A 23,776-nucleotide genomic window follows, 5' to 3' on the forward strand; every position below is an offset into this window, starting at 1 on the left:
CCGCGCCAACGGCAACAGCAATGACATCTACTACACCAAGGGCGCGGCCATCGGCGCCGAACTGCAGGTGATGCTGGGCTCGCCGATCCCGGCCGGCTGGGCGGTGGTGCGCGCCAACGGCAATAGCAACATCATCAAACGTTTGAGCTAAGCCATGCCTCCCGCCCCGTTGCCCGGGGCGGGAATTGAGGACGGCACCGCCAATCGCGTCACATCAGCCGGCCGCCGTTCGGCGCCTCAAGCGGAAACTCGGCCAGCATCACCCTGCCCGCATCGTCGTGCACGCCGGTCACCAGCACTTCAGAACGCACGCCGGCCACGCGCTTGGGCGGGAAGTTGCATACGCACAGCACGCGCTTGCCGATCAGCTCGGCGGCAAGGTAATGGTCGGTGATCTGGGCGCTGGACGTTTTCACCCCCAGCTCGCCCAGATCCACCTTCAGCACATAGGCGGGCTTGCGAGCCTGCGCGTTGGGCTCGGCGTGGACGATGGTCCCCGCCCGGAACTCCACCTTGAGGAAATCTTCCCAGCTGAGGCGGCTTGAGTCGGACATTTCGCGTTCTCCATGCAATCAGACATGGCCGCAGTATGGCCGAACCGCCCGGGCGCGGCGCGTGCCAAACTACGGTTCAAGCGCGCCGGACTCTGCCCCGCGCTTCGCTGGGATTGGCGCCGAAGCGCTGCCGGTACGCAGCGCTGAAAGCGGAAGCCGATTGGTAGCCCACCTGCAGCGCCACATCCAGCACGCTGGCGCGTCCGTCCAGCAGCAAACGCCGCGCCCGCTCCATCCGCATCCGGCATAGATAGGCCATCGGCGTCAGTCCGGTTTCCGCTTTCAGCCGCGCGTGAAACTGGCTGGGCGACAAATGGCAGGCGGCCGCCATGTCCGCCACCGTCAACGGCCGCGCCAGCCGCGAATCCAGAAAACGGCCAAGCCGCGGCGACAGCTGGAAAGCCGCCGGCGCGCCGGGAAACAGCAGGTCCAGCAGCATGCCGGACAGCATAGGCTGCCGCGCTTCCGGCTGCGGATGCCGCGCCGCCCAGTCCGCCAGCTCCTTCGCCGCGGGCGGCAGGGTCAATTGGCATGCCGCCGCGTCCGCGCCGCTTTCCTGGATCGGCACGTTCAGCACCAGTTGCCGATTGCCCGGCCCGCCGGCATAGCAATGGGAAACGCCAGCCGGGATGCGCACCGCGGAACCGGCGCCGTTCAGATAGGGCCGCCCTTCCATCTCCAGCTCCAACGCCCCCGCCAGGCCAAACACCCACTGGTGATGGCCGTCATGGGCGTGGCGGATGCTGTCGCTGCCGTAATGCAGCAGTTCGATGCGGGCGGGAAACATGGTGTGAGACATCGCGGAAAGGCGCCGGCGGTGGAATCGATGCCGAAAAGAATAGCCGAACGGACAGCCTCGTCCAAGCCGGCGCCAGCGACCGGCCTCAAGGAAACTCGTCGTGTTGCGGCAGATTGTCGGTGATGTCGTGCCACGCGGCCTTGGAGCCGACAAAAATATGCGCGGTGGGGCGGATGGCAGGGACGTCGATCAAAGTGCCCAGCGTGACATGGACGAACTCGCCGTCTCGCACCACCGAATACAGCAGCGATCCGCATTGGCCGCAACGCGCGTCATGCGCGCGCTCGTCGCCATAAATCAACAGACTGTCCCGCCCCCGGGTCAGCTTGAGTTTTTGCCGCTCGATGCCGGCGAAGGGCTTGAACGCCGCCCCGGTGGCCCGCCGGCACTGGCCGCAATGGCAATTGAGCGCATAGCGGAATTCATCGCGGACCGCATACCGCACGGCACCACACAGACAGCTTCCCTCAAGCATCAGCGTCGCCTCCTCCAAAGTTCTGCCGCGCCGACCGCCCATGCCGCAGGCGCTCGGCGCCATGCGCCGCGCGGGTCAGATGCGCGCGATATCCAGCTCCAAAGGCGCGCTCGGGCGTTGCGAAACATGGAACACGGCTCGCGGCGGCGTCATCCCGGCAGGCGCCGACAAGCGGTATTTGCGCAGCAGCTGCGCGGCCACCAGCGTCATCTCCGCCACAGCCAGATGCTGCCCCAGGCACACGCGCGGGCCGCCGCCGAAGGGCAGATAGGCGCCCTGCTGCGGCCTGGCCGCATCGGGGTTGAAACGTTCCGGGCGATAGCTGAGCGGCTCGGGGAACCAACGCTCGTCATGCTGCATCAACTGCATCGGCACCATGAATACCGTCTTTGCCGGAAAGGTCCAGTCTCCCAGCGTCACCGGCTTGACCGCGCGGCGGCTCATCAGCAGCGGCACCGCCGGATGCAGGCGCATCGTTTCCAGCAGGGTCTGGCTTACGTATTGCAGCGCGGACAAGTCCGCGTCCCCGTCGTTTCCGCCGGGCCAAGCCGCCAGCGCCTCGGCCCGCGCCCGCTCCTGGATATCCGGATGGGACGCCATGCACCAGGCCCACCAGGCCAGCGAAGCCGCCACCGTCTCGTGCCCGGCCAGGAAAGCTGTCTTGCACTCGTCCCGCACCGCCTGCAATGGCCAACTTTTTGGTTGCCGCAGATGGAGCCGCAACAAACGGGACAGCAGATCCTCCGGCCATGCCTCCGCCGGCAGACGCAGCCTGGCCTGCAAGTGCCGTTCGATCAAACCGTTCATCAGCAGCCGCGCGCGGCGGCGCTTGCGCTGCCACGGCACCCAGTCCGGCAGGCTGGCTGGCCGCCACAGCTCTTCGGTCGAGGCCACCATCAAGGTATGGACCGCCTCTTCCGCCTCCCGCGCCTCGCTTCCGACGCCGCTTGAGAACATCATCCGCAAAATCACTTCCATCGTCACCGACGTCAGCTCGCTCTCTATCGGCCAGGCGTCGCGCCGATCCGGCCATTGCTCGAACGCCCGCCGGGCGGCTTCGATAATGGATGGCGAGAAAGCCTGCACCGATTTGCGCGTGAAGTCAGGCTGCAGCGCTTGCCGCTTTTCGCGCCAGGCCTCTCCTTCGGCGATCAACACGCTGTGGCCGTGCACCCGGCCATACACGCTCAGCGCCCGCTCCCAGCGGCGCAGCGAGTCGGCCTGATTGACCAGCAGCTCGCGCGCCAGATGCGGATCGGAAACGATGATCTGATGCTCCGGCCAGGTGCTCACATGCACCAGATCGCCGAACTCGCGCTGCCAGCCGGCCAGCGTGCCCATCAAATCGCGCGACAACTGCGTCAGCAGCCCCCAACCGGTCAGGCCGGCTTCCGGGCCTGGCGGCCAACTTCCGGAGGACGGTTTGGGCGATGCCGGCGGTTGGCCGCCGGCATGGAACGGGCAGGAGGATTGCGGTGGCGTTTTCATTCAAAAATCATACCACCCATCCATTAAAATGTGGCTAATGAAAACAAAAACCATCAGTATTATTCATATAGCCTATAAAATAATGAATGAATTCAGCTTCCTGCCGCAAGCCGGCGCGCTTTTCAAAGAAACGACGACAAAGCGATTCATCCGCCCGTACCGGCCTGGAACAAAAATGCCGTTGCGGCTTGCGGCGGCCTCCTGTTTCAGACAGCCGCCTCCGCCGGCAACAACTGGCTGTCGATCACGTCCCACAGCGCCGCCAGCGCATCGAGAAAAGCGTCGATGCCGGACAGGACCAACGGCTCGGTTTCAGCATTGAGCACGCCCGTAATGGCTTGCCGCACATTCAACTCATGTTGCTGCTCCGCTCCGCACTCCCCCCAGTGGTCAAGCAGATAGTACATTTCCGGGTCTTCCAGGCTTACGCCGTAGTGTCCGGAATCAATCAATGCCCGTTTCTCGCCCGGAATCAGCGAGCGGTTGGAAATCAACTCCAACGCGAAAGCGATGCCCAGATTGCGGATGGTGGACTCGGGGTCGGACCTGCTTCTTTGATGAAACACGGCGATGGCCTCGCGCGCCTGGCGAGTCAGGCCGCTGGCGCGATCATAGCCTGGCAGGTCGCCCAGCAACTGGTCAGAATAGCGTTTCAGCCCAGCCTCCACCTCCGCCTGGTCATCCAGATCATCGAATACCCGTTCCTTGCCGGCCAGATTGACGATGTGGCCCGCCATTCTCGCCAGATCGGGACCATGGCCGCTCTCCGAAATCTCGATTTCGGACATCAGCTCCGCCTGCTTCGGCAGCCCCATGCTCTTTAAGCCCTGCGGAAAGGCCATTCCCAGCCGGGTCGAGGCGCAAAAATTCTGCACCTGATGGAACAAGGCTGCCGATTGCGCCGCCGGCAGCGGCGCACAGGCCCAGTGCCGGTACATGGGGTGGTCGAACACCCGGTGGTTCATCACTTTCCGGGCCAGCGCTTCCACTGCCCTTGCCATATCGTTCATGACGTTCTCCTGTCGACATACTCGGACTGCGAGATCAGAAATACTTGCGATGGGCCATCTCGTCGGGCACCTCGTAACCCAGGCGCTGGATATGGCCGCGGACATCATCGCGATAGATGTCCCGCAACTGGCCGTTGGTGTACTGCCGCAGCCCCCATCTCACCGCCATTTCGCTGCGGCGCGAATCGGATCGGCCAAACATGTCCATCGCCATCGGATACAAGCGGTCCAGCGCCTCCTGCGCCCGCGCCCGCGCATCCCTGTCCTTTGCCGCGCGCCGCATCAGCAGCGCCCCATGGCTGAAATGCCGGGCCTCCTCCTTCAACACCGCCTGGGCTTCCGCGCGCAGCGGCTGGTAGCTGCTCTCCACCATCTCCTTGATCTGGTAATGCCCCTCCAGCTCGCACAAGAAGCTGAAAGCCGCCCGCTCTTCCCAGCTGCGGAACTCCGTCGTCATGCTTTCCGCCGCAAAGTACCGCCTATCCTCCTTTTTCTGGCTCAGCATGTGCGAGGTGTCGATCTCCAGTTCGGCCAACAAACGGGAAAAACGCCGGAAATGATCCACTTCCTCCGCGGCGAACTGCGCGCAGATATAGCGTTCGTCCGCATCCGGCGCCAAGGGGTAGAAGGAATCGATATAGGTGTCGCCCGCGCTCAGCTCGCCTTCTCCATTCGCCAGCAACTGGTGAATCAGGGTGTCGCGGTATTCGTCGGGCATCGAGCCTATTCCCTCCAGGCTCACTTCATGCGGATAAATCTTGCTTTCCATCATGTTTTCTTTTCTCCAGAGTGAATGGCGACGATGGTCAGCCGCGGCGGAATGGCTAACCGCAGCGCGGCGCGTCGCCGAAAACAGGCGCAAGTCGGCCTGCGAGCGGAGATGGTCAATGAAGCGGGCCAGGTCCGACCGATGAAGTTGTGCCCCGCAATGGGTTCAGGCGGAGAGATAGGTCAAAGTGTGATGCGACAGCGTTTGCCCCGCGCCATCCGTGATGGTGGCGGTGCCGTAGGTCACTCGCCTGCCGCTTTTCATCACTTCGGCGCGGCAGTAAACATCAGCCTGCGCCGCGCGCAGAAAGTTGGTTTTCATTTCCAGAGTGACGATAGGAGCATCGATGCCCAGCTCGGTCATGGCCGCCAGCCAAAACGCCGTGTCCGCCAAGGTCATCAGACAGCCTCCTTGAATGATGCCGCCCGGACGGTAAAACTGAGGCTGCGCCGGCAGCGCCAAATCCACTCTCCCGGCTTGCACGCTCAATACTTGATAATTCCAGATGGCGACAAACGGAGACTCCTGCAAAATCCTGACAGCCTGCTCAACCGTTTCCAACAATAGCGGCGTTTTTTTCATTCACTTCGCTCCTCCATATCGATTGTTCTGATGCATCCTTTTGGCGAATAGATTATGCGTGTCAAAATCATTCAACAAGCGCTTTCTCAGAGAACTGGCCATATTAACTACAGTCATTTTGGACAGGTGCAGATATTTCATGTCAATACCATTTTCAACTGTACTTTTTGCCTGGAAAGTCGAATATATCGCCCAAAGCGTTCGTTTCAAATAGGGGGATTTACTTGACAGTAAATACCACATATCCGTCCCCACCCATGGCCATCCTTCCAAAATCCGGCCAAAAATGAAATCGCCGTAAAAACAGCCGTACTCGGATGCCGACCATTTTCTCGAGCCCGGCCCCGACGCCACCATTCAGAAGCCATGCCTTGCCCTCTCACCGCCCACGCCAATTGACCGCCTGAAACAGGGCGCGCCCAGTCTTGACCCGATCCCGCCGCGCATAAAAATGCCATGCGGATGCAGAGCCATTAATCTAGAAAGAATGGTAATCAATGCATGCCCCCTTATCCGAATAGATATAGGAAACTTACGCAGATCCGCATTGCAAACAAATAGGATTAAACACTTTGAATTAAAAAAACAACGCCAAATCATCAATGAATCGTTAAAAACTACTCCATAGGGAAACGATCTGGCCAATCGACAATATCAATTTGATTAATCGAAGATAAAAACAGGAAAAGGAAACATGGAGATCAGCAAACTCTTTGCTAGCACGGGTAGCTATCAGGACATCGTCAAGGCAATTCGTGGCGCGCAGGGCGTCATACAATTCAAGCCCGACGGCACCATCATCGACGCCAACCCCATCTTCCTGAACCTGATGGGCTATTCGCTGAATGAGGTTGTCGGCAGACACCACGGCATGTTTTTGCCGGAAAGCGAAAAAAGCAGCGCATCCTACCAACAGTTCTGGGCAGAACTGCAGCAAGGCAAACATCAGACAGCCCAATTCAGACGCATTGCCAAAAACGGCAAAGATGTCTGGATACAGGCCTCCTACATCCCGATTCGAAAAGGCCGCCGCGTCGCCAGCGTCATCAAGTTCGCAACCGACATCACCGGCGACGTCATGATCGCCGCCGAACGGAAAGGCCAGATTGAAGCGATCAATCGCTCGCAGGCAGTGATTGAATTCACTATCGAAGGCATCGTTTCCCGCGCCAATCAGAATTTTTGCCAAGCATTGAATTATGACGAGCAAGAGATCATTGGAAAGCATCACAAGCTATTCGTTCTGCCAGAAGAAAGCCAGAGCGAGGCCTATCAGCGCTTTTGGGACAGCCTGAGACAAGGCGCGTTTCACGAAGGAGAATTCTGCCGCGTGGCGAAAAATGGCCGGAAGATCTGGATTCAAGCCACCTACAATCCGATCTTCGACCCTGACGGCAAAATCATAAAAATCGTCAAGTACGCCACCAACATCACCGAGGCGGTGAAGGCCAGAAACTCCAGCAAGCTGATGTCGCTGATCATCAACCAGACCGACAACTCGGCGCTGGTGGCTGACAAAAATGGCTTGATCATCTTCGCCAACGACGGCTTCTCGAAAATGAGCGGCTACGCGGCCGACGAGATCATCGGCAAGAAGCCGGGGCACATTCTGCAGGGCGAAGACACCAATCCGGACACCGTCCGGAAAATCGGCGCCTGCCTGCGGGAGCATCGCCCCTTCCACGGCGAAATCCTCAACTACACCAAGGCCGACAAGCCCTATTGGGTTTCACTGGCCATCAACCCGGTGTTCGACGAAACCGGCAGCCTGGCGAACTACATCTCCATCCAGGCCGACATCACCGAGACGAAAGAGCGGGAAGAGGAATACAGCAAAAAATTCGCCGCGATAGGCATGTCGAACGCCATCTGCGAATGGAATACCGAGGGCAAGGTGCTGCAAGCCAATGAGTACATGGTTTCCCACCTGGAGCTGAAGAGCAATGAAGAGCTCCAGCAGCACGCCCGCCCGCTGCCGGAAATCATAGGATCGGAGAATTTCAGCCGCGCGCTCAAAGGCGAGATGCTGACTGAAGAGTTCAAGATGAGGAAAAAAGACGGATCGCTGGTGTTGATGAACGTCACCGTCTGCCCGCTCACCTCCCAGCAAGGCATCGTCAAGAATATCGTGACCTATGGCGTGGATGTCACCGCCAAGATGGAAGCGGAAAGAGTGACCGATCAGGAAATGCGTCAGGTCATTTCCTCCAGCGAAAAGATATCGTCCATCATCGGCACCATCAACGACATCGCCGCGCAGACCAATCTGCTGGCGCTGAACGCCGCCATCGAGGCCGCCCGCGCCGGTGAAATGGGCAGAGGCTTCGCGGTGGTGGCCGACGAGGTGAGAAAACTGTCGATTGAGTCGACCAAATCGTCAAAGGAAATCGCCGACCTGGTGGACGAATCCATCGGCAGGATAAAAACGCTGGAGGCCTCGCTGAACAACCTGAAGACAAACGTCAAATCATGACCGCGTCCGCCATGCATCCCGGCGCGTCGCCTCATTGGATTGACGCGCCCTGATCGCCGGAATGCCCGCACCCCTTCATATGATTGAGGAAACATTCATGCCCGCCGCCAAGCCAAGCTTCAAACACGTCACCGAGTATCCGCTCCCCGCATCCAGCCAGACGCATGAAGTCGTATCCATCGCGCCGGACCTGATTCTCATCTCGCAGCAGCCATCCGGCGGCTTGGTGAAAATGCGGGTGGATCCCGGCACAGGGCGGCCCATCGAGTCAGCCGTCCACATCATCGACAACCCATTCTCCGGCCTGCACGGGCTGACGGTGTCGAAACGCCATCCCGGCTGCCTGTGGGTCACGCTGCAGTTTCAATCGGAGCTGCTGCTGATCGACCCGGTCGCGCACGACTTGGCGGCCGCCCCCAGGACGCTGCAAAGAATCCAGCTGCCGGAACCCGCCCGCGGCCCCCACGTCGTCGCAGAGGACGGCGACATCCTGTGGGCCTCCTGCAAGGACAGCCACCACGTGGCGCGGGTGGACACCCATGACCCCGACCATCCGCTGATCATCCCCTGCCCGCCACGTCCGATCTTCGTGCAAGTGCACCCCGCCAGCGGGGATGTCTATGCCACACTGGATCAATCCAGCGCGCTGTTCCGCATCCCCGCCAACCCTGCGCAGGCGCCCAGCGAAATCGCCATTCCCGGAGAGATCGGCAATACCCCGGTCGGCATGGTGCCAGGGCCGGACGGCAACCTGTGGCTCGCCCTGCTGGGCGGCTCCGCCGGCGGAAACGGCAGTTTCGGCCGCATCCTGGCCAATGGCGAAATCAACTGGTTTCAACTCACCGCCGGCCCAGCCAAGGGAGCCTCTTTCATCCACCTGGGGTTCTCACCCGACCCATCCAAATCAAATACGATCTATCTGCTGGCCTCATCGATGGCCGACCACGCCGCGCTCAACGGCGTGGTGCAAGTCGTGCTGAACGAAGACTACAGCCAGATCGGCCCTCAGCAAACCATTGTCTTCCCTACGCAGCAGAGCATGACCCATCGCGTGCTTTGCACCGAGCGCAGCCTTTACGCCACCGAGCTGGGCGCCTGCTGCCTCGCGCACCTCGCCCCCGCGTCCTCCCCGTACGGCGAGGGCATCAATGAAATGGCGGACACCTATTCGCTATGGGGCTGCGGCGTCCCAAGCCAGACCGTCCACTACCACGGACCGGATCCGGAGCGCTAAGCGCCTGTTCATTTGCTTCGCCTGCCCGGCGGATGCCTCACCCCATGATGAGGCATCCTGACTATTCGAAAAATATTGACAAATCAAAAAATTAACAGGAGAATTGGCCGAAATCGCTTCATGTTGTCCAGCTCAAACGAGCCGTCACGCTCCTCTTCTCTAGCCAAGCCTCCTCCAAATCATCAGTTGTTGGCACGCGAAGGTAGTTGTCACAAGCCTAGCCAGCAATCCATTGCAAGCCGCCAAGCCAAACATATTGAATCGGCGGCGACTGATTGGAATCCGTTGTCTCGCAGCCTCCATGACACCCGGGCAGAACTCATGAAAATATCGCAAGCCGTCCTTGCCAAAGGGACTCGCTTTAACAATCTCAACCCATGCCAAAAGCATGGGAGTTGGAAAATAAACCATGAAAATTCAGGAACTGAAACAGGGTGACCTGATCACCCAGCAAATCGACAATCTGATCGTCTCGTTCAAAGTCTTGTCCATCAAGCAAATCGGCCGCCGCTTTCAGGTAACCTTCAGCTCGGCCTCGGGCATCGAAACCGCAAGCTATCAAGCCGACGCGCTGATTACCTCCGTCTGATCGCGCGCCGCGAGGCAAGCCCAGCCTCCCTGCCGCCGACTTCCGCCACGCTGCCCGCCCCTATGGCGCGAAGCTCCGCATGTTTCATAAAAGGCATGCCTTCATAACGGAACACAAGCGGCGCGCCTCTCGCCAGCCAATTCACGCCGCCAACCGCGAACGGCAAACCGCATTCGCCAGTTCGATACAGCGAGCCAAGCAAGGCGCGGCATCCTGCCCCCTCAACATGTCCCGACTCCAGCCGCGGAATCGCATTAAGACCCGCTAACAAAACCCCTGATCCTGCGTTGCGCCTCCTTGTCGTACTCTCTGTACTGCCTGCGTCGGCGCGCCTTGGCTCAGGGACTCTGCGAGGTTTTGTTAGCGGTTCTAAGCGTATTTCACACTTGCGGCAATGCGATGGGCAGCCTGAGGAAGCTTAAGTGTAAATGCATACTTATTTGTATTTTAATAAACCATAAATATAAATAAGAGTGCCCCTACACCAGGGACCTCCTGGTTGCCGATTGGCAGCAATCGCCAAACTAGGCATCCACAATGATCCGCAGGAAATCCGGCAACGCAAAGGAGCGGCGATATGAAGCAAGCACCAACGCGTGGCGGCCATCAGCCGCTGATCTTGAGCGACAAGCAGGGCTTTGACAGGCGCTGGTTCGCGCCGCAGCTGCAAGCCGTTTACGTGCCGGCTCGCCATGAGCAGGCAGAGGAATATGTCGGCGCGGCATTAAGCGAATACGGCCGCGACGTGAAAATCGCCTCCGGCCGCCATTGCTACGAGAACTTTGTCTACAACGACAGCACCCGCGCCGTCATCGACATGTCCGCCCTGAACCAGGCGGGCTTCGATGCGGAACGCCACTCCTATTTTGTCGATGCCGGCTGCGAAAACTGGGGCGTGTACCGCGCCCTGCTCAATGGCTATGGCAAAACCCTGCCTGCCGGCTCCTGCTATTCGGTGGGCGCAGGCGGGCATATCACAGGCGGCGGCTACGGCCTGCTGTCGCGCCTGCATGGTTTGACGGTTGACCATCTCACCGGCGTAGACATCGTCACCTGGGACGCCGCGCTGGGCCAAGCGAAATTGCGCCATGTCTCCGAACAAAGCACTGACCAAGCGGAACGCGACTTGTTCTGGGCCTTGCGCGGCGCCGGCTGCGGCAATTTCGGCGTCATCGTTCGCTATTACTTTGCCGCGCTGCCGGATGCGCCAGACCATGCCACGCAGTTCACGCTTGCCTGGGATTGGGATCAAATCAACAAACAAGCCTTCAACCAATTGCTGGACGAATACGCCGACTTCGTCATGCATATGCCCAACAACCAGTTCAGCTTGCTGAAACTGAACCATGTCGATAACGGGCAAATCGGCCTGCTTGTGCAAATCGCCTCGCCCGTCGGCGCCAGCTTTCTCCAGCATTGCCAACAGGCCGAGGCCCGCATCCAGAGCCTGCAGCAACGCTTTGCCGCCATTGCCCCCGCAACCGTCCTGCGCCGGCCCATGGGCGGCCATCCCGGCTGGATGAACACGCTGCACGCCAGCCTCAGCGCGCAGCATTTAACCTATCTGGAAGCGCTGCAGACAGTGAATGGCTCCGGCCCCAACCAGTTTGGCAAATACAAGTCCGCCTATATGAACAAAGGCTTTCCGCAAAACCAAAAGGATGAGATTTTCCGCTGGCTGCATGAGAAACCCGAAGGGCTGGCGGATGGGGCCTTGGCGCAAAGCCTGCTGCAAGTGGATAGCTACGGCGGCGCGGTCAACGAGCGCAGCAGCAGCGCCACCCCGGTGCCGCAACGCAGCTCCATCCTGAAACTGCAATATCAAACCTATTGGAACAACGCCTCCGCGCCGGGGCAAAGCCGACAATCTCGTTACCAGGAACAGGCCCAGGCGCATCTGGACTGGATTAGCGGCTTTTATCAGTCGGTGTACGCCGAATATGGCGGCACACCCAATCCGGAGCAAGACAAGAACGGCGTGGTGGACGGCTGCTACTACAACTACCCGGATTGCGACCTAGGCACCCATGAAAACGGGAAGATCGACCAGGCCATGCAGCTGTATTTCAAGGAAAACTACCACAGCGCGCCACGCAACCTGGTTCAGGTGAAACGGCAATGGGATCCGCAAAACTACTTCCACCACGCGCAATCCATTCCCATCAAATAATAGGGTGAGCGCGCTCCGCGGACTCGTTCATACCACCAACTGCAAAGGATGGAAGCGACAGGCGAACCCAAGCCATACCAAATTGTCTCGGCAGGACTCGGGCTTTATTTCTTGCAGCGCAGCCTACTGGCTAATCCTAAACAGAAAAGCCGCCAGCACAGATGCCGGCGGCTTTTGCTTTACCCCGAGCTTAGCTCAAGGGCTGATCGCGAAGAACACGAAAGACGCGAAGATCACCAGATGCACGATGCCCTGCAGAATCGTTGTACGCCCTACCGACAGCGACAATGAGCACGCCACCAGCGTCAGCAGCAGGAAGATGGTTTCCTTGATTTCCAAGCCCAGGATCAGCGGCTCGCCCATGAACACGAAAATCATCGCCACCGTGGGAATGGTCAGGCCGATGGATGCCAGCGCCGAACCCAAAGCCAGATTCAGGCTGGTCTGCACCCGGTCCGCCCGCGCCGCGTTGGCGGCGGCCAGCCCTTCCGGCAACAGCACCAGAGCTGCGATGATGATGCCCACCACCGCGGCCGGCGCGCCGGCGTCTACCACGAAGCTCTCAATCGACGGCGACAGCAGCTTGGCCAGAGTCACCACTGCCACCAGGCAAATCAGCAGCATCGCCACGGCCAGCATGGCCAACTTGTTGGACGGCGGCGGCGCGTGCTCATCCTCGTCATGGCTGCCTTCCACCAGGAAATAATCGCGGTGGCGGATGGTTTGCACAAACACGAAAGCGCCGTACAGCACCAGCGACACCACGCCGGTGAACGCCAGCTGTGACGACGACAGCAACGGTCCCGGCTGACTGGTGCCATAGTTGGGCAGCACCAGCGCCAATACCGAAATCGCCGCCAGCACGGTCAAGGCCGCCTTGGCGCCGCTGAGCTGGAAGTTCTGCTCGCGATGGCGCAAGCCGCCCAACAGCAGGCAAATACCCAGAATGCCGTTGCAGGTGATCATGATGGCGGAAAAAATGGTGTCTCGCGCCAGCGCCAGCTTCTCCTCGCCCCCGCCCAGCATGAAGGAAATGATCAGCGCCACCTCGATCACCGTCACCGCCAGCGCCAGGATCAGCGTGCCGAAAGGCTCGCCCACCTTATGCGCCACCACTTCGGCGTGGTGCACGGCGGCGAATACCGTTCCAGCCAGCAACACCGCCAGCAGCGTCAGATAGAAAGCGTGCCCGCCGGCCGCCGAAGACGCGGCGATGGCGGCCCAGGCCAAAACAGGGGTGACAATGGTCCAGCGCGGAATCGTGTTATGAATCAATGGATTTTCCTTATTGTTGGCGAACGGCCGCATGACTCGCCCGGCAAAGACCTAGCCAGGGCGAGATGGGCAACCGTTCTGGGAGAGCAATCGAGAAACCAGCATGGAGGCTGCTTTAGCCACAGCATAGCAGCATTAGGTAAATAGACCATGACGCGGCCCATGGGTTCAGGCTTTTGTAAACAAACGGTGCGTCACATACCGCCGCTCGCAGGCTCATCCGCTCGGTCGATGTAGGGTGCGTCACCCCACAGGGGCGACGCACCTCCGACATACCTCGCCGGATCAATATTTGAGCGGTGGGGTATTGAGACAAATGGTGCGTCGCCCCCCTTGGGGTGACGCACCCTACAGTTGGCGCAAGAATTCGATCAAGGCTGCGTTGACTTGATCGGGGGCTTCTTGCTGCAGCCAGTGGCCCACTCCTGGAATGACCAAAGAATCCCGAAGATCGGGCACAAACTTCGGCATGGCGTCGATAATGTCGCGCATGCCCGGCATCGCCAGCCCGGGATCATGCTCGCCAACCAGATACAGGGCGGGAACCTGGACAAGCATGCCGTTGAATGCCGCTTGCAGATCCCAGTTGCGATCCAGACTGCGGTAATAGTTCAAGCCGCCGCGAAAACCCGACGCCGTGAATGCGCTCACCAATGCATCGAAGTCCGCGCCACTCAGCCAATTAGGCAGCGCTCCGGGGTCGGGCAAGGCATCCAGCAGCCCCGCTTCGCGCGCAACCAGCCCGAAGGGATTCGGCGTCCGGCCGTCACGCGGGCCGGCCTCGCCCGAGGCCCAAAAATAGATTTTCCGCAGCGTGGCGGCAACATCGCGCCCGAATTCATTCTCCGCCAGCCCTGCCTGGGAAAAATAATGCGTGTAAAACCACGCCTCCTCGCTTGACGGAAACAGCCGGCTTGGCGCCATCGGCGCCCGGCCCATCATCGGCACGCCGAAGGCGACCACGGCGCGGAAGCGATCGGGCCGCAGCTGCGCGGCCTGCCATGCGATAGTTGCCCCCCAGTCGTTCCCGACCACCACCGCGTCCGCCTCCCCCAGCGCGTCCAAGATTCCCACCAGATCGCCAACGATGTCCAGGCTTGTGTACTGCTGCGGGTTCTCCGGGCTCTCGCTTGCGCCATAACCGCGCAGATCCGGCGCGAGCGCACGAAACCCGGCGGCCGACAGGGCCGCCAGCTGGTGCCGCCACGCGTGCGACGTCTCGGGAAATCCATGCAGCAGCAATACCAGCGGCCCGGCGCCCTGCGCGGCGACGCTCAGGCGAATACCGTTGATTTCAAGAATGGACTGATTGAATGCAGACATGATCGCGCTCCGATAGTTGCCTAAAGTCACGCAAAACCGTAACATTAAATGTAACGAATTTCCACCACTAAGAACCGCTAACAAAACCTCGCAGAGTCCCTGAGCCAAGGCGCGCCGACGCAGGCAGTACAGAGAGTACGACAAGGAGGCGCAACGCAGGATCAGGGGTTTTGTTAGCGGGTCTAAAGAACTATGCAAAGAGATACTCGGCTAGCCCGGCTGCTTCACGTGCTCATCCATATGCACCTGCGCGGCGGCGCCACCACCTCCGAAACCATCGCGCAAATGCTGCACACCCAGCCCTCGCTCGTTCGCCGCACCATGGCCGCGCTGCGTGAAGCCGGCTATGTCGCGTCGATTCCGGGCCCCAAAGGCGGCTGGATGCTTTGCCGGGAACTGAGCGAGCTGACGGTGCGGGACATCTACGTGGCGATCACGCACAAGAGCGCGTTTGCGATCAGCGCGGCCAATGACAATCCAGCCTGCCCGGTAGAAACCACAGTCAACCGGGTGCTCGACGCTGCCTTGAACTCGGCTGAAGAGGCGTTGCTTCAACATCTCACGCAAATACGCCTTTCCGACCTAGCGCAGCATGTGAAAGCATCGGCAGGCTGAGCCGCATGAAGGCCTCTATCACCAGCAAGGCGCGGACGAAACGGATTGTGATGGCTTGGGCGCGGTTGACGGAGACAAATATGACATCCATTAACAGCGGCGCGTGGGGAATTGCGCGTAGACTAGCGGCCCTACCCGTGCATGAACAGAACATTCCATGACTTCCATGAGCTTCAAGCAGGTCGATGTCTTCAGCTCCACTCCCCTTAAGGGCAACCCGGTGGCCGTAGTGTTCGATGCGGATAGGCTTGATGATCAGCAGATGGCGACCTTTGCCAACTGGACCAATCTCAGCGAGACCACCTTCATCCTTCAACCCAGAGACCCGCGGGCTGACTACCGCCTTAGGATCTTCACGACGCTGGATGAGCTGCCGTTCGCTGGCCATCCTACTTTGGGCAGCTGCCACGCCTGGTTGGAGTCCGGCGGGGTGCCGAAGGGGGAGTACGTCATCCAGGAATGCGAGGTGGGGCTGGTGCGGATTCGCCGCCAAGAGGGACAGTTGGCGTTTCTTGCTCCCCCCTTGCTGCGCTCCGGCCCCTTGGCGGCCGAACTTCTGGAGCGGGTGCGCCTGGGCTTGCGCTTAGCGCCCGGGGCGATTGTAGATGCCCAGTGGGTCGACAACGGCGCGGGTTGGCTGGCCGTGATGCTCTCCCAGCGCCAACAGGTGCTGGACCTAAAACCCGACTATCCGGCGTTGAGCGGGCTGGCGGTGGGGGTGATTGCCCCTTGTGATCCGCAGCATGACGATAGCGATGCGCAGTTCGAGGTGAGGGCCTTTATCGCAGACGATGGCATGCCTGAGGACCCCGCCACCGGCAGCCTGAACGCCGGGATTGCCCAATGGTTGCTGGGAACGGGCATGGCGCCAGCGCGCTATCGCGTCAGCCAAGGCTTGAGCATGGGGCGGGCTGGGTGCATCGAGGTGGAGCAGGTGGGCAACGATGTGTGGATCGGCGGCAATACCATAACCTGCATTGAAGGCCGTCTGATGCTATAGCCGCCCAAGTTCGAAATGGTGTGAGCGGCCACGCCGGTTTCCCGCCGGCAAACCATCTCCCCGCCACCCAGCGGCATGGCGCGGATCGCCTCCCCGTTCCGCCCGGTAGGGTGCGTCACCCGCCAGGGCGACGCACCGTCAACGCATCACGCCGGATCAACATTTGAGGGTATACAACGCAAATGGTGTGTCGCCCATCGGTGCGTCGCCCCTACGGGGTGACACACCCTACGAGTCATACACCGCCGACCCACAGGCTCATCCGCTCAGCCAAGCGCAGATGGCATGCAGCCAGGTAGGGTGCGTCACCCCACAGGGGCGACGCACCGCCAACACATCACGCCGAATCAATATTGAAGAAGGTGGAAACAAGCGGTGCGTCGCCCCGCCAAAGAGGCGGGGTGACGCACCCTACATCACACATCCGCCACCCGCAGGCTCATCCGCTCCGCCAAGCGCAGATGGCATGCGGCAGCCAGTTTCACCAGTTCGGTATCGGTTGCCGGCATGCCGTCCGGCACGGCGATCAGCTCGGCCAGAGCATCCAAGGTAGCGACGGCGCTGTTGAGGCCCATCATGCGGCCGAGCGGATGTTTTTGGCGGTTATGCCGCTCGTAGTCCAGAGTTACCAGCCAGCGGCTATGCTGCCAGCACGTCTCGCCATTCTCCAACACCGCATCCAGCACCGCCCGGCTCACCTGCCGCGCGGCCTCCGCTGCCAGAGCCAAGGCCAGCTCCAGCTGATCCGCCGTCAGCGCCTCCTCGCCCTCCCGCCGCAAAGTTGGCAGCAACTCCTCCTCCAACCAACGCCGAAAGCGCCGCGCCGCCGGCTTGCGATAGCGCCGAATCGCCGTGGCCACGCCGGTTTCCGACAGGCAAACCACCTCCCCGCCACCCAGCGGCATGGTTCGGACTTCTTCTTTGTTGAGTTTGCTGAGCAGCGCCGCTGTACTGCGGCACTTGATCGCCGCCGCGACATCATCGACAAAAAACCACAAGCCGTTGTGGCGATGCAGGAGACGGAAGGGTTTATCGAGGAAAGTGAATTCCCGCAAAGATGGGGACGCGGGTGAGTGGATGGACTGTGCCATGAGTGAATCTCCGTGCAGTTTCACTAACTGCCCCCACGTCGCCAAACGAGGGTGGCAGGCCAAGGCGGGGTTGGCGAACCGGCTACACGGACCCGGCAGACCCGGAGGTCTCCCCACCCGGCCCGCCATGGACTGCATGAACGCGCACGAGGACAGCAGACATAGTCAATGCTACGCCTGCCGTGTAGTCTGGGTCGCCAAACCCAATCGTGCTGTTGGACACGATTCGACAAGGCTAGAACCCAGGCACAAGAGGGTCACGGGTAAATGACAGTTGGAAGACTGGCAAGAAGGGCAGGCAGGCACGGCAAGCAACTTGATGGAAAATCCTAGAATATTCCTTCACTTAACACCGATCATGAGCAAGCCCATTATCCGCCTCGGGGACAAGACTGATCATGGCGGCACCGTTCTTGAGGCCTTCCCTACCCTCATCGTCTTTGGCAAACCTGCAGCAGGCGTCGGCCACAAAGTCAGCTGTCCAAAGTGCAAAGGCACGTTTGTGATCGTGGAGGGCGCGGCGAATACAAGCTTCATGGGCAAAAACGTCGCCATCGAAGGAATGAAAACCTCCTGCGGCGCCACCTTGATCGCATCGCAGGGACAGTCAACGATAAACGTCGACTCAGGCGCTGCCGCAGTTGCCACTCCCTCCCCTGCGCAAATCGCATCCGCGCTAACAGCAGCCAGCGCGAGCGAGAAGCTGTTCGACCAACATTTCATTGTGCACGACAAGAACGGCGCGCCGCTTCCCAACTGGCCGTACACTATCGAATTGGCCAATGGACAGACCATCAGCGGCAAAACTGACGACATGGGCAAAACATCCAAGGTTTCGTCCGACGAGGCCGACTCCGTCACCTTGCACGTATACGAACCGGAGCCCACACCGATCAATCCGCATTGGGATCAATAAGATGGCCCCCAAACCAAAAAAGAAAATTCACTCCCATAAGGACAAGCTGACCCCTAAGTCCGTCACGGCTCCGCAAAAGGTTGGAGTAGACGATACCGTTCGGCTGAAGGAAATCCGCAGCTTGGTCGAGAAGAACAATCAGTCATCCTTGTCTACTGATCTGATCATTTGCCAGATTTACATGGAGTCGCGCTTTGACTCCAACCCGCACAACAGCGATAGCTCCGCCAAAGGGTTGATGCAGCTACTCAAAGCCCCCATCCGGGAAATGTACCGAATGGAAAATATGCAAAAACCGAGAAGCGACAGACTGACTGACCAAGAGGCCTTCAAGAAAGCGGATGTCTTTCATGACAGCCCCTCCCTGCTAAACGATGCCATCAACATTCAGACCGGGACCAAGTATTTGCAGATACTGATTGATAAACAGAAAAAGAAAGGCGCTGATGACCCAATATCAGAAGCGTACAAGGATTACAGAGGGCTTAGAAACGGTGTCTATTACAGAAAAATCAAGGCAATGGCTGACAAACTAAAAGACAATCCAGAATCCATGCAAATATTGAGAGACGGCGTAAAATGAAATACCTTTTATTTTCAATCGTACTGCTTTCCCTGAGCGCAAACGCAGAAACTGTGCAAAGTTGCCGTCTTTCCAACCAAAACACCATCACCATTAGCCGCGACAAAAAAGTCGCCGACACATATCTTTACTTTATCCAATCAAACAATAACAAGCGTGAATTCATCTTCAGCACCGAAGAAGAGTCGAGAGGCAGCGACGTTCAGGCAGTATGCGCAGGAAAGAAACAAAAGGCTGTTATTGTTTCGGGAGAGTTCACATCCAACTACATGAAGGGTTTGGCAATCAATGAGCAAGGCCGGATAGATTTTGCGGAAAAAATCAGGCCATCCATCGCATATACCAAGGCCAGTGAAATGATAGTCATATTCCGGACTGATAAAAAATGGGACTCAAGCAACATCTATACAGTTTACAAACTTACTGGAAATGAAAAACAGTCCGACGAGAGCTTCGGCACAGATATCAAGCCCAGCCAGCACGGCTACGAAGTAACCATTTTAAATAGATAAAACGGCTCAACCAAACAGGCTAAAGTACCTTGCCCGTATAGCTTGGGCCGAATAGGACCTATCTTGTCACCATTCTTACCCCATCATAGAATAGATGCAACTCGCCCCACCCCCTTGGCGCGAGCCGGTCAAAATAATGCGTCCCAGGCTTTAAGCGGCCGCCTGTTTGAGCACCGCGACGTTAGCGCGGTGCGAGTTCAGCCGCGCCTGGAGCGCATTATTTTTGACCGGGGTTTCGAAGCGCCCAGGGCCACCTTTTCTTTCGTTAATTTCTTTTTGAGGAGTAAAAGAAATAGACCCATCAGCCGGACGGAATCTGCTCCAAGCATCCGCTCAAGAAATGGAACCAAAATAAATAGCCAAATAAAAATTCCATTTACTTGACTACTTCAGAACAAAATACTTTATTAAATCATAAGAGAAATTAGTAAACAAACCAACCAAGCAAACACCTACCACGCCAAATATTGACGAGAGAAATGAAGATCTATTTCGCCTTTGAAAATCATCAAGCAAGCGACAGTCCCCCTTTGTAATCTTTACATACGATAGCGGGAGATAACCATCAATTGCCCTTTCAATCCTCCTAAGAAACGTCTCAGACAGCACTCCTACAACCATAAAAAATGAAGCATAGACAACAATAAACTTTGCAAGTAGATCAACGACAATAACTTTTAAATCTATACCTCTTACAACAAAAAAAGAAAGTGCGATATATGCCAATAACTTACCAAAACGCGGCACCAAGTGTGAATATGGCTTAACCTTAGAAAAGATCTTAATAGACTCAGAACTCGCACAGCCTTTCACCCACTCATCAAACATTGCAACAAAAGTTCTAGCTTTTACATAATCTTCATAATGAATTGTAATTATTGCTGTCTTTGTGACGAAATTTGCCAAAATCTCCTGTGGAATAAATGAAGGTGGCTCCTCCTCAAATTGCTTCAATTCAGCAAGTCTAGACTTAATATGAATTACAACTTTATATTTCTCAAAATTTTTCCCCAAATCATCAAAGATTGAGAAATTATAAGCCAAAACAATCTCTGCTGTTGCAGCTGACTTGGCCGAATTTCCACTGCGAAACTTTTCAAATGTACTAAATTTCTCCACCTCACCTTCACAATAGGAAACGGCGACAAGCTCCCCCACAGCACCTCCTGCAGGACTAAACGAATTAATCGTTTGAATAGTCTTTTTATGCAAATCATCCACATCAGAAAACTCAACCACCATATCTTTAGAATAAGACTTAGAAACCTCATCGCCTCTAGCATTAACTTTTTCATGGATTTGAAAATATAAATCCAACAACTCCCCCTGGACCTGAGGAGCGACACCTCTTGGGTCAGAGTCAATTAATTTACTCATTTCAACCCCCTGTCTAAAAGTTTTAAAACATATAAATTCCAAGATCTAATACAAAAAACCCCGTCACCTTTCGATGACGGGGTTTTATCATAGATGACGTTTGACTATCAAGCCAGCTTCACAAGCTGCGCCTTCACCTTCTCCAACTTGTCATTCAGCTCAGCCAACTGAACCTTGTCGCGCTCAACCAAATGCGCCGGTGCCTTGTCCACGTAACCCGGCTTCTCCAGCTTGGCGGTCAGCTTGGCCAGTTCGGCTTCCACCTTGCCCTGCTCCTTGGTCAGGCGCGCGGTTTCGGCGGCTTTGTCCACTTCCACCTTCAGCATCAGGCGCGCTTCGCCGGACATCGCCACCGGGGCGTCGTCTTCCGGCAGCTTGGCCACCAGCGTGCCTTCGGTCAGACGGGCCAGCAGCTTCAGGTAAGGCACGAAGCCGGCGATGGACACGTCTGCGGTTTCGATGAACAGCGGGGCCTTGACGGCCGGGCCGATGCCCATTTCGCCGCGCAGATTGCGCACCGCGTTGACCATGTCCTTGAACGCGTCCATGCGGGCGTTGGCTGCGGCGCTGATCTTGGATTCGTCAGCCACCGGCCACGGGGCCAGCATCAGCGAGTCTGCCTTCTTGGCGTTGGCCAGCGGGGCCACGGTCTGCCACAGCTCTTCGGTGATGAAGGGCATCAGCGGGTGGTTCAGGCGCAGCGCCACTTCCAGCACGCGCACCAGGGTGCGGCGAGTGGCGCGCTGCTGGGCTTCGTTGCCGCCCTGGATCTGCACCTTGGCCAGTTCCACGTACCAGTCGCAGTACTCGTTCCAGATGAATTCGTAGATCACCTGGGCGGCGATGTCGAAGCGGTAGGTTTCCAGCGCGTTGGTGACGTCGATCTCGGCCTGTTGCAGGCGGCCGATGATCCATTGGTCCACAAAGCTGTATTCCAGCGGCAGGCTTTCGTCCTGGCCGCAGTCCTTGCCGTCCACGTTCATCATCACGAAGCGGGTGGCGTTCCACAGCTTGTTGCAGAAGTTGCGGTAGCCTTCGGCGCGCTTGAAGTCGAAGTTGACCGAGCGGCCCAGCGTAGCGTAGCTGGCCATGGTGAAGCGCAGCGCATCCGTGCCGTAAGCCGGGATGCCTTCCGGGAACAGCTTCTCGGTGGCCTTGGCGATGGCCGGGGCCTTTTCCGGGCGGCGCAGGCCGGTGGTGCGCTTTTCCACCAGCGGCTCCAGCGCGATGCCGTCGATCAGGTCCACCGGGTCGATGACGTTGCCCTCGGACTTCGACATCTTCTTGCCTTCGTGATCGCGCACCATGCCGTGGATGTAGACATCCTTGAACGGCACCTTGCCGGTGAAGTGCTTGGTCATCATGATCATCCGGGCCACCCAGAAGAAGATGATTTCGTAGCCGGTCACCAGCACGTTGGAGGTGAGGAAGGCTTTCAGGTCCGGCGTTTCTTCCGGCCAGCCCAGGGTGGAGAACGGCACCAGGGCGGAGCTAAACCAGGTGTCCAGCACGTCCTGCTCGCGGCGCAGCGTCTTGCCCGGGGCTTTGGCCTGGGCTTCCGCTTCGGTGCGGCCGACGTAGATATTGCCGTCTTCGTCGTACCAGGCCGGGATCTGGTGGCCCCACCACAGCTGGCGGGAGATGCACCAGTCCTGGATGTTCTTCATCCACTGGTTGTAGGTGTTGACCCAGTTTTCCGGCACGAAGCGCACTTCGCCGGATTCCACGGCTTCAATCGCCTTGGCGGCGATGGATTGGCCGGTGGCGTCGCCTTCGGCGACTTTATTCATGGCCACGAACCATTGATCGGTCAAGAGCGGCTCGATCACGGTGCCGGTGCGGTCGCCGCGCGGCACCATCAGCTTGTGCGGCTTGGTGTCCAGCAGCAGGCCCTGGGCTTGCAGATCGGCCAGCATGGCCTTGCGCGCCTCCTGGGCCGTGAGGCCGGCGTAGGCGGCCGGCAGCTCGATGGTGCCTTGGGCGGCGCCGTCGAAGCCGAAGATCTGCGCCTTGGCCAGAATCTTGGCTTCCAGGCTCATCACATTGATCAGCTGGGTGTTGTGGCGCTTGCCCACTTCGTAATCGTTGAAATCGTGCGCCGGGGTGATCTTGACGAAGCCGGTGCCAAACTCTTTATCCACGTACTCGTCGGCGATCACCGGGATGGTGCGGCCAGTGAGCGGCAGCTCAAGCTGCTTGCCCACCAGGTGCAGATAGCGCTCGTCGTCCGGGGCGATGGCCACGGCCACGTCGCCCAGCAGGGTTTCCGGACGGGTGGTGGCGACGGTGACGAACTCGTCGCTACCCACCACCGGGTACTTGATGTGCCACATGTGGCCGTCTTCTTCCTCGGAAACCACTTCGAGGTCGGAGATGGCGGTGCCCAGCTTGGCGTCCCAGTTGGACAGACGCTTGCCGCGGTAGATCAGGCCTTGCTCGTACAGGCGGACGAAGACTTCGGTCACCACCTCGGCGCGGACGTCGTCCATGGTGAAGTATTCGCGGTCCCAATCCACCGAGCAGCCGACGCGGCGCATCTGGCTGGTGATAGTGCCGCCGGACTTTTCCTTCCATTCCCAGATCTTGCTGGTGAAGGCTTCGCGGCCCATATCGTGGCGGTTCAGGCCCTGGTCGGCCAGCTGGCGCTCCACCACGATCTGGGTGGCGATGCCGGCGTGGTCGGTGCCCGGCACCCATACGGTGTTGTGGCCCTTCATCCGGTAGAAGCGGGTCAGGCCATCCATGATGGTCTGGTTGAAGGCGTGGCCCATGTGCAACGTGCCGGTCACATTGGGCGGCGGCAGCTGGATGGCGAAGGACGGCTTGGAGGTGTCCATGCTCGGCTTGAAGTAGCCGGCCTGTTCCCAGTGTTGATACCAGCGGCGCTCGAGGTCGCCCGGTTCATAGCTCTTGGCAAGTTGTTCCATGGTGCTGAATCTTG

Annotated in this window: 20 protein-coding genes and 2 pseudogenes; 10 read left to right on the top strand and 12 right to left on the bottom strand. The window is 58.7% G+C overall.

Annotated features, from left to right (window positions below):
• Positions 1–209 precede the first annotated feature (209 nt).
• The 7 genes from ACY3GB_RS03350 to ACY3GB_RS03380 form a co-directional block, all read right to left on the bottom strand.
• On the bottom strand, positions 210–554 hold the full coding sequence (locus ACY3GB_RS03350; protein ID WP_463087485.1) for a tRNA-binding protein: 345 nt from the start codon (positions 552–554) through the stop codon (positions 210–212).
• Between the two features lie 76 nt (positions 555–630).
• Positions 631–1,353, bottom strand: coding sequence for a helix-turn-helix transcriptional regulator (locus tag ACY3GB_RS03355; protein WP_463087486.1), 723 nt, complete (start codon positions 1,351–1,353; stop codon positions 631–633).
• Positions 1,354–1,438: 85 nt separating this feature from the next.
• Positions 1,439–1,891: a GFA family protein gene (locus ACY3GB_RS03360; protein WP_463087487.1), complete on the bottom strand. Its 453-nt coding sequence runs from the start codon at positions 1,889–1,891 to the stop codon at positions 1,439–1,441.
• A 12-nt stretch (positions 1,892–1,903) separates the two neighbouring features.
• Positions 1,904–3,316 (bottom strand): cytochrome P450, encoded by a 1,413-nt coding sequence (locus tag ACY3GB_RS03365; RefSeq protein ID WP_463087488.1) that lies wholly within the window; start codon positions 3,314–3,316, stop codon positions 1,904–1,906.
• 206 nt (positions 3,317–3,522) lie between these two features.
• Positions 3,523–4,326, bottom strand: coding sequence for a hypothetical protein (locus ACY3GB_RS03370; protein ID WP_463087489.1), 804 nt, complete (start codon positions 4,324–4,326; stop codon positions 3,523–3,525).
• A gap of 34 nt (positions 4,327–4,360) precedes the next feature.
• The gene (locus ACY3GB_RS03375) at positions 4,361–5,098 is read right to left on the bottom strand and encodes a Phenylacetic acid catabolic protein (RefSeq protein ID WP_463087490.1); all 738 of its coding nucleotides are present in this window, start codon (positions 5,096–5,098) and stop codon (positions 4,361–4,363) included.
• A 162-nt stretch (positions 5,099–5,260) separates the two neighbouring features.
• Complete coding sequence (locus ACY3GB_RS03380; RefSeq protein WP_463087491.1) at positions 5,261–5,677, bottom strand: PaaI family thioesterase; 417 nt, start codon at positions 5,675–5,677, stop codon at positions 5,261–5,263.
• 694 nt (positions 5,678–6,371) lie between these two features.
• On the opposite strand from ACY3GB_RS03380, the pseudogene ACY3GB_RS03385 reads away from it, so the two are divergent.
• From ACY3GB_RS03385 to ACY3GB_RS03405, 5 genes and pseudogenes are all read left to right on the top strand, one after another.
• A pseudogene (locus ACY3GB_RS03385) lies at positions 6,372–7,820 on the top strand (PAS domain-containing protein); the annotation flags it as partial.
• 81 nt (positions 7,821–7,901) lie between these two features.
• Positions 7,902–8,105, top strand: a pseudogene (locus tag ACY3GB_RS03390) (methyl-accepting chemotaxis protein); the annotation flags it as partial.
• A gap of 142 nt (positions 8,106–8,247) precedes the next feature.
• Entirely contained in the window at positions 8,248–9,384 is a 1,137-nt protein-coding gene (locus tag ACY3GB_RS03395) for a Vgb family protein (RefSeq protein ID WP_463087492.1), read from the top strand.
• Between the two features lie 409 nt (positions 9,385–9,793).
• Positions 9,794–9,973, top strand: a complete 180-nt coding sequence (locus ACY3GB_RS03400; RefSeq protein ID WP_463087493.1) for a hypothetical protein — start codon at positions 9,794–9,796, stop codon at positions 9,971–9,973.
• Positions 9,974–10,550: 577 nt separating this feature from the next.
• The gene (locus ACY3GB_RS03405) at positions 10,551–12,143 is read left to right on the top strand and encodes an FAD-dependent oxidoreductase (protein ID WP_463087494.1); all 1,593 of its coding nucleotides are present in this window, start codon (positions 10,551–10,553) and stop codon (positions 12,141–12,143) included.
• A gap of 195 nt (positions 12,144–12,338) precedes the next feature.
• Here ACY3GB_RS03405 and ACY3GB_RS03410 read toward each other — a convergent pair whose 3' ends face one another.
• Together ACY3GB_RS03410 and ACY3GB_RS03415 are read right to left on the bottom strand one after the other, a co-directional pair.
• Positions 12,339–13,418, bottom strand: a complete 1,080-nt coding sequence (locus ACY3GB_RS03410) for a calcium:cation antiporter (protein ID WP_463087495.1) — start codon at positions 13,416–13,418, stop codon at positions 12,339–12,341.
• 348 nt (positions 13,419–13,766) lie between these two features.
• Positions 13,767–14,741, bottom strand: coding sequence for an alpha/beta fold hydrolase (locus ACY3GB_RS03415; protein WP_463087496.1), 975 nt, complete (start codon positions 14,739–14,741; stop codon positions 13,767–13,769).
• 192 nt (positions 14,742–14,933) lie between these two features.
• On the opposite strand from ACY3GB_RS03415, the gene ACY3GB_RS03420 reads away from it, so the two are divergent.
• Positions 14,934–15,356, top strand: coding sequence for an RrF2 family transcriptional regulator (locus tag ACY3GB_RS03420; protein ID WP_463087497.1), 423 nt, complete (start codon positions 14,934–14,936; stop codon positions 15,354–15,356).
• A 157-nt stretch (positions 15,357–15,513) separates the two neighbouring features.
• A complete protein-coding gene (locus ACY3GB_RS03425; protein ID WP_463087498.1) occupies positions 15,514–16,356 on the top strand; it encodes a PhzF family phenazine biosynthesis protein in 843 nt (280 codons plus the stop codon).
• 416 nt (positions 16,357–16,772) lie between these two features.
• Here the strand turns inward: ACY3GB_RS03425 and ACY3GB_RS03430 are convergent, their stop codons facing one another.
• Positions 16,773–17,447, bottom strand: a complete 675-nt coding sequence (locus tag ACY3GB_RS03430) for a BRO-N domain-containing protein (protein ID WP_463087499.1) — start codon at positions 17,445–17,447, stop codon at positions 16,773–16,775.
• 274 nt (positions 17,448–17,721) lie between these two features.
• Here ACY3GB_RS03430 and ACY3GB_RS03435 point away from each other — a divergent pair, with 274 nt between their 5' ends.
• Genes ACY3GB_RS03435 through ACY3GB_RS03445 form a run of 3 tightly spaced genes read left to right on the top strand, consistent with a single transcriptional unit; the run spans position 17,722 to position 19,458 of the window.
• Entirely contained in the window at positions 17,722–18,363 is a 642-nt protein-coding gene (locus tag ACY3GB_RS03435; protein WP_463087500.1) for a PAAR domain-containing protein, read from the top strand.
• Between the two features lies 1 nt (position 18,364).
• Positions 18,365–18,946: a transglycosylase SLT domain-containing protein gene (locus tag ACY3GB_RS03440; protein WP_463087501.1), complete on the top strand. Its 582-nt coding sequence runs from the start codon at positions 18,365–18,367 to the stop codon at positions 18,944–18,946.
• Positions 18,943–19,458, top strand: coding sequence for a hypothetical protein (locus ACY3GB_RS03445; protein ID WP_463087502.1), 516 nt, complete (start codon positions 18,943–18,945; stop codon positions 19,456–19,458). The genes ACY3GB_RS03440 and ACY3GB_RS03445 overlap by 4 nt, the downstream gene beginning before the upstream one ends.
• 384 nt (positions 19,459–19,842) lie before the next feature.
• On the opposite strand, the gene ACY3GB_RS03450 is transcribed toward ACY3GB_RS03445, so the two are convergent.
• Both ACY3GB_RS03450 and ACY3GB_RS03455 read right to left on the bottom strand, forming a co-directional pair.
• The gene (locus ACY3GB_RS03450) at positions 19,843–20,835 is read right to left on the bottom strand and encodes a hypothetical protein (protein ID WP_463087503.1); all 993 of its coding nucleotides are present in this window, start codon (positions 20,833–20,835) and stop codon (positions 19,843–19,845) included.
• 107 nt (positions 20,836–20,942) lie between these two features.
• Positions 20,943–23,762 (bottom strand): valine--tRNA ligase, encoded by a 2,820-nt coding sequence (locus ACY3GB_RS03455; protein WP_463087504.1) that lies wholly within the window; start codon positions 23,760–23,762, stop codon positions 20,943–20,945.
• Positions 23,763–23,776: the final 14 nt, after the last annotated feature.

The sequence above is a fragment of the Chromobacterium sp. Ag138 genome (assembly GCF_055181315.1).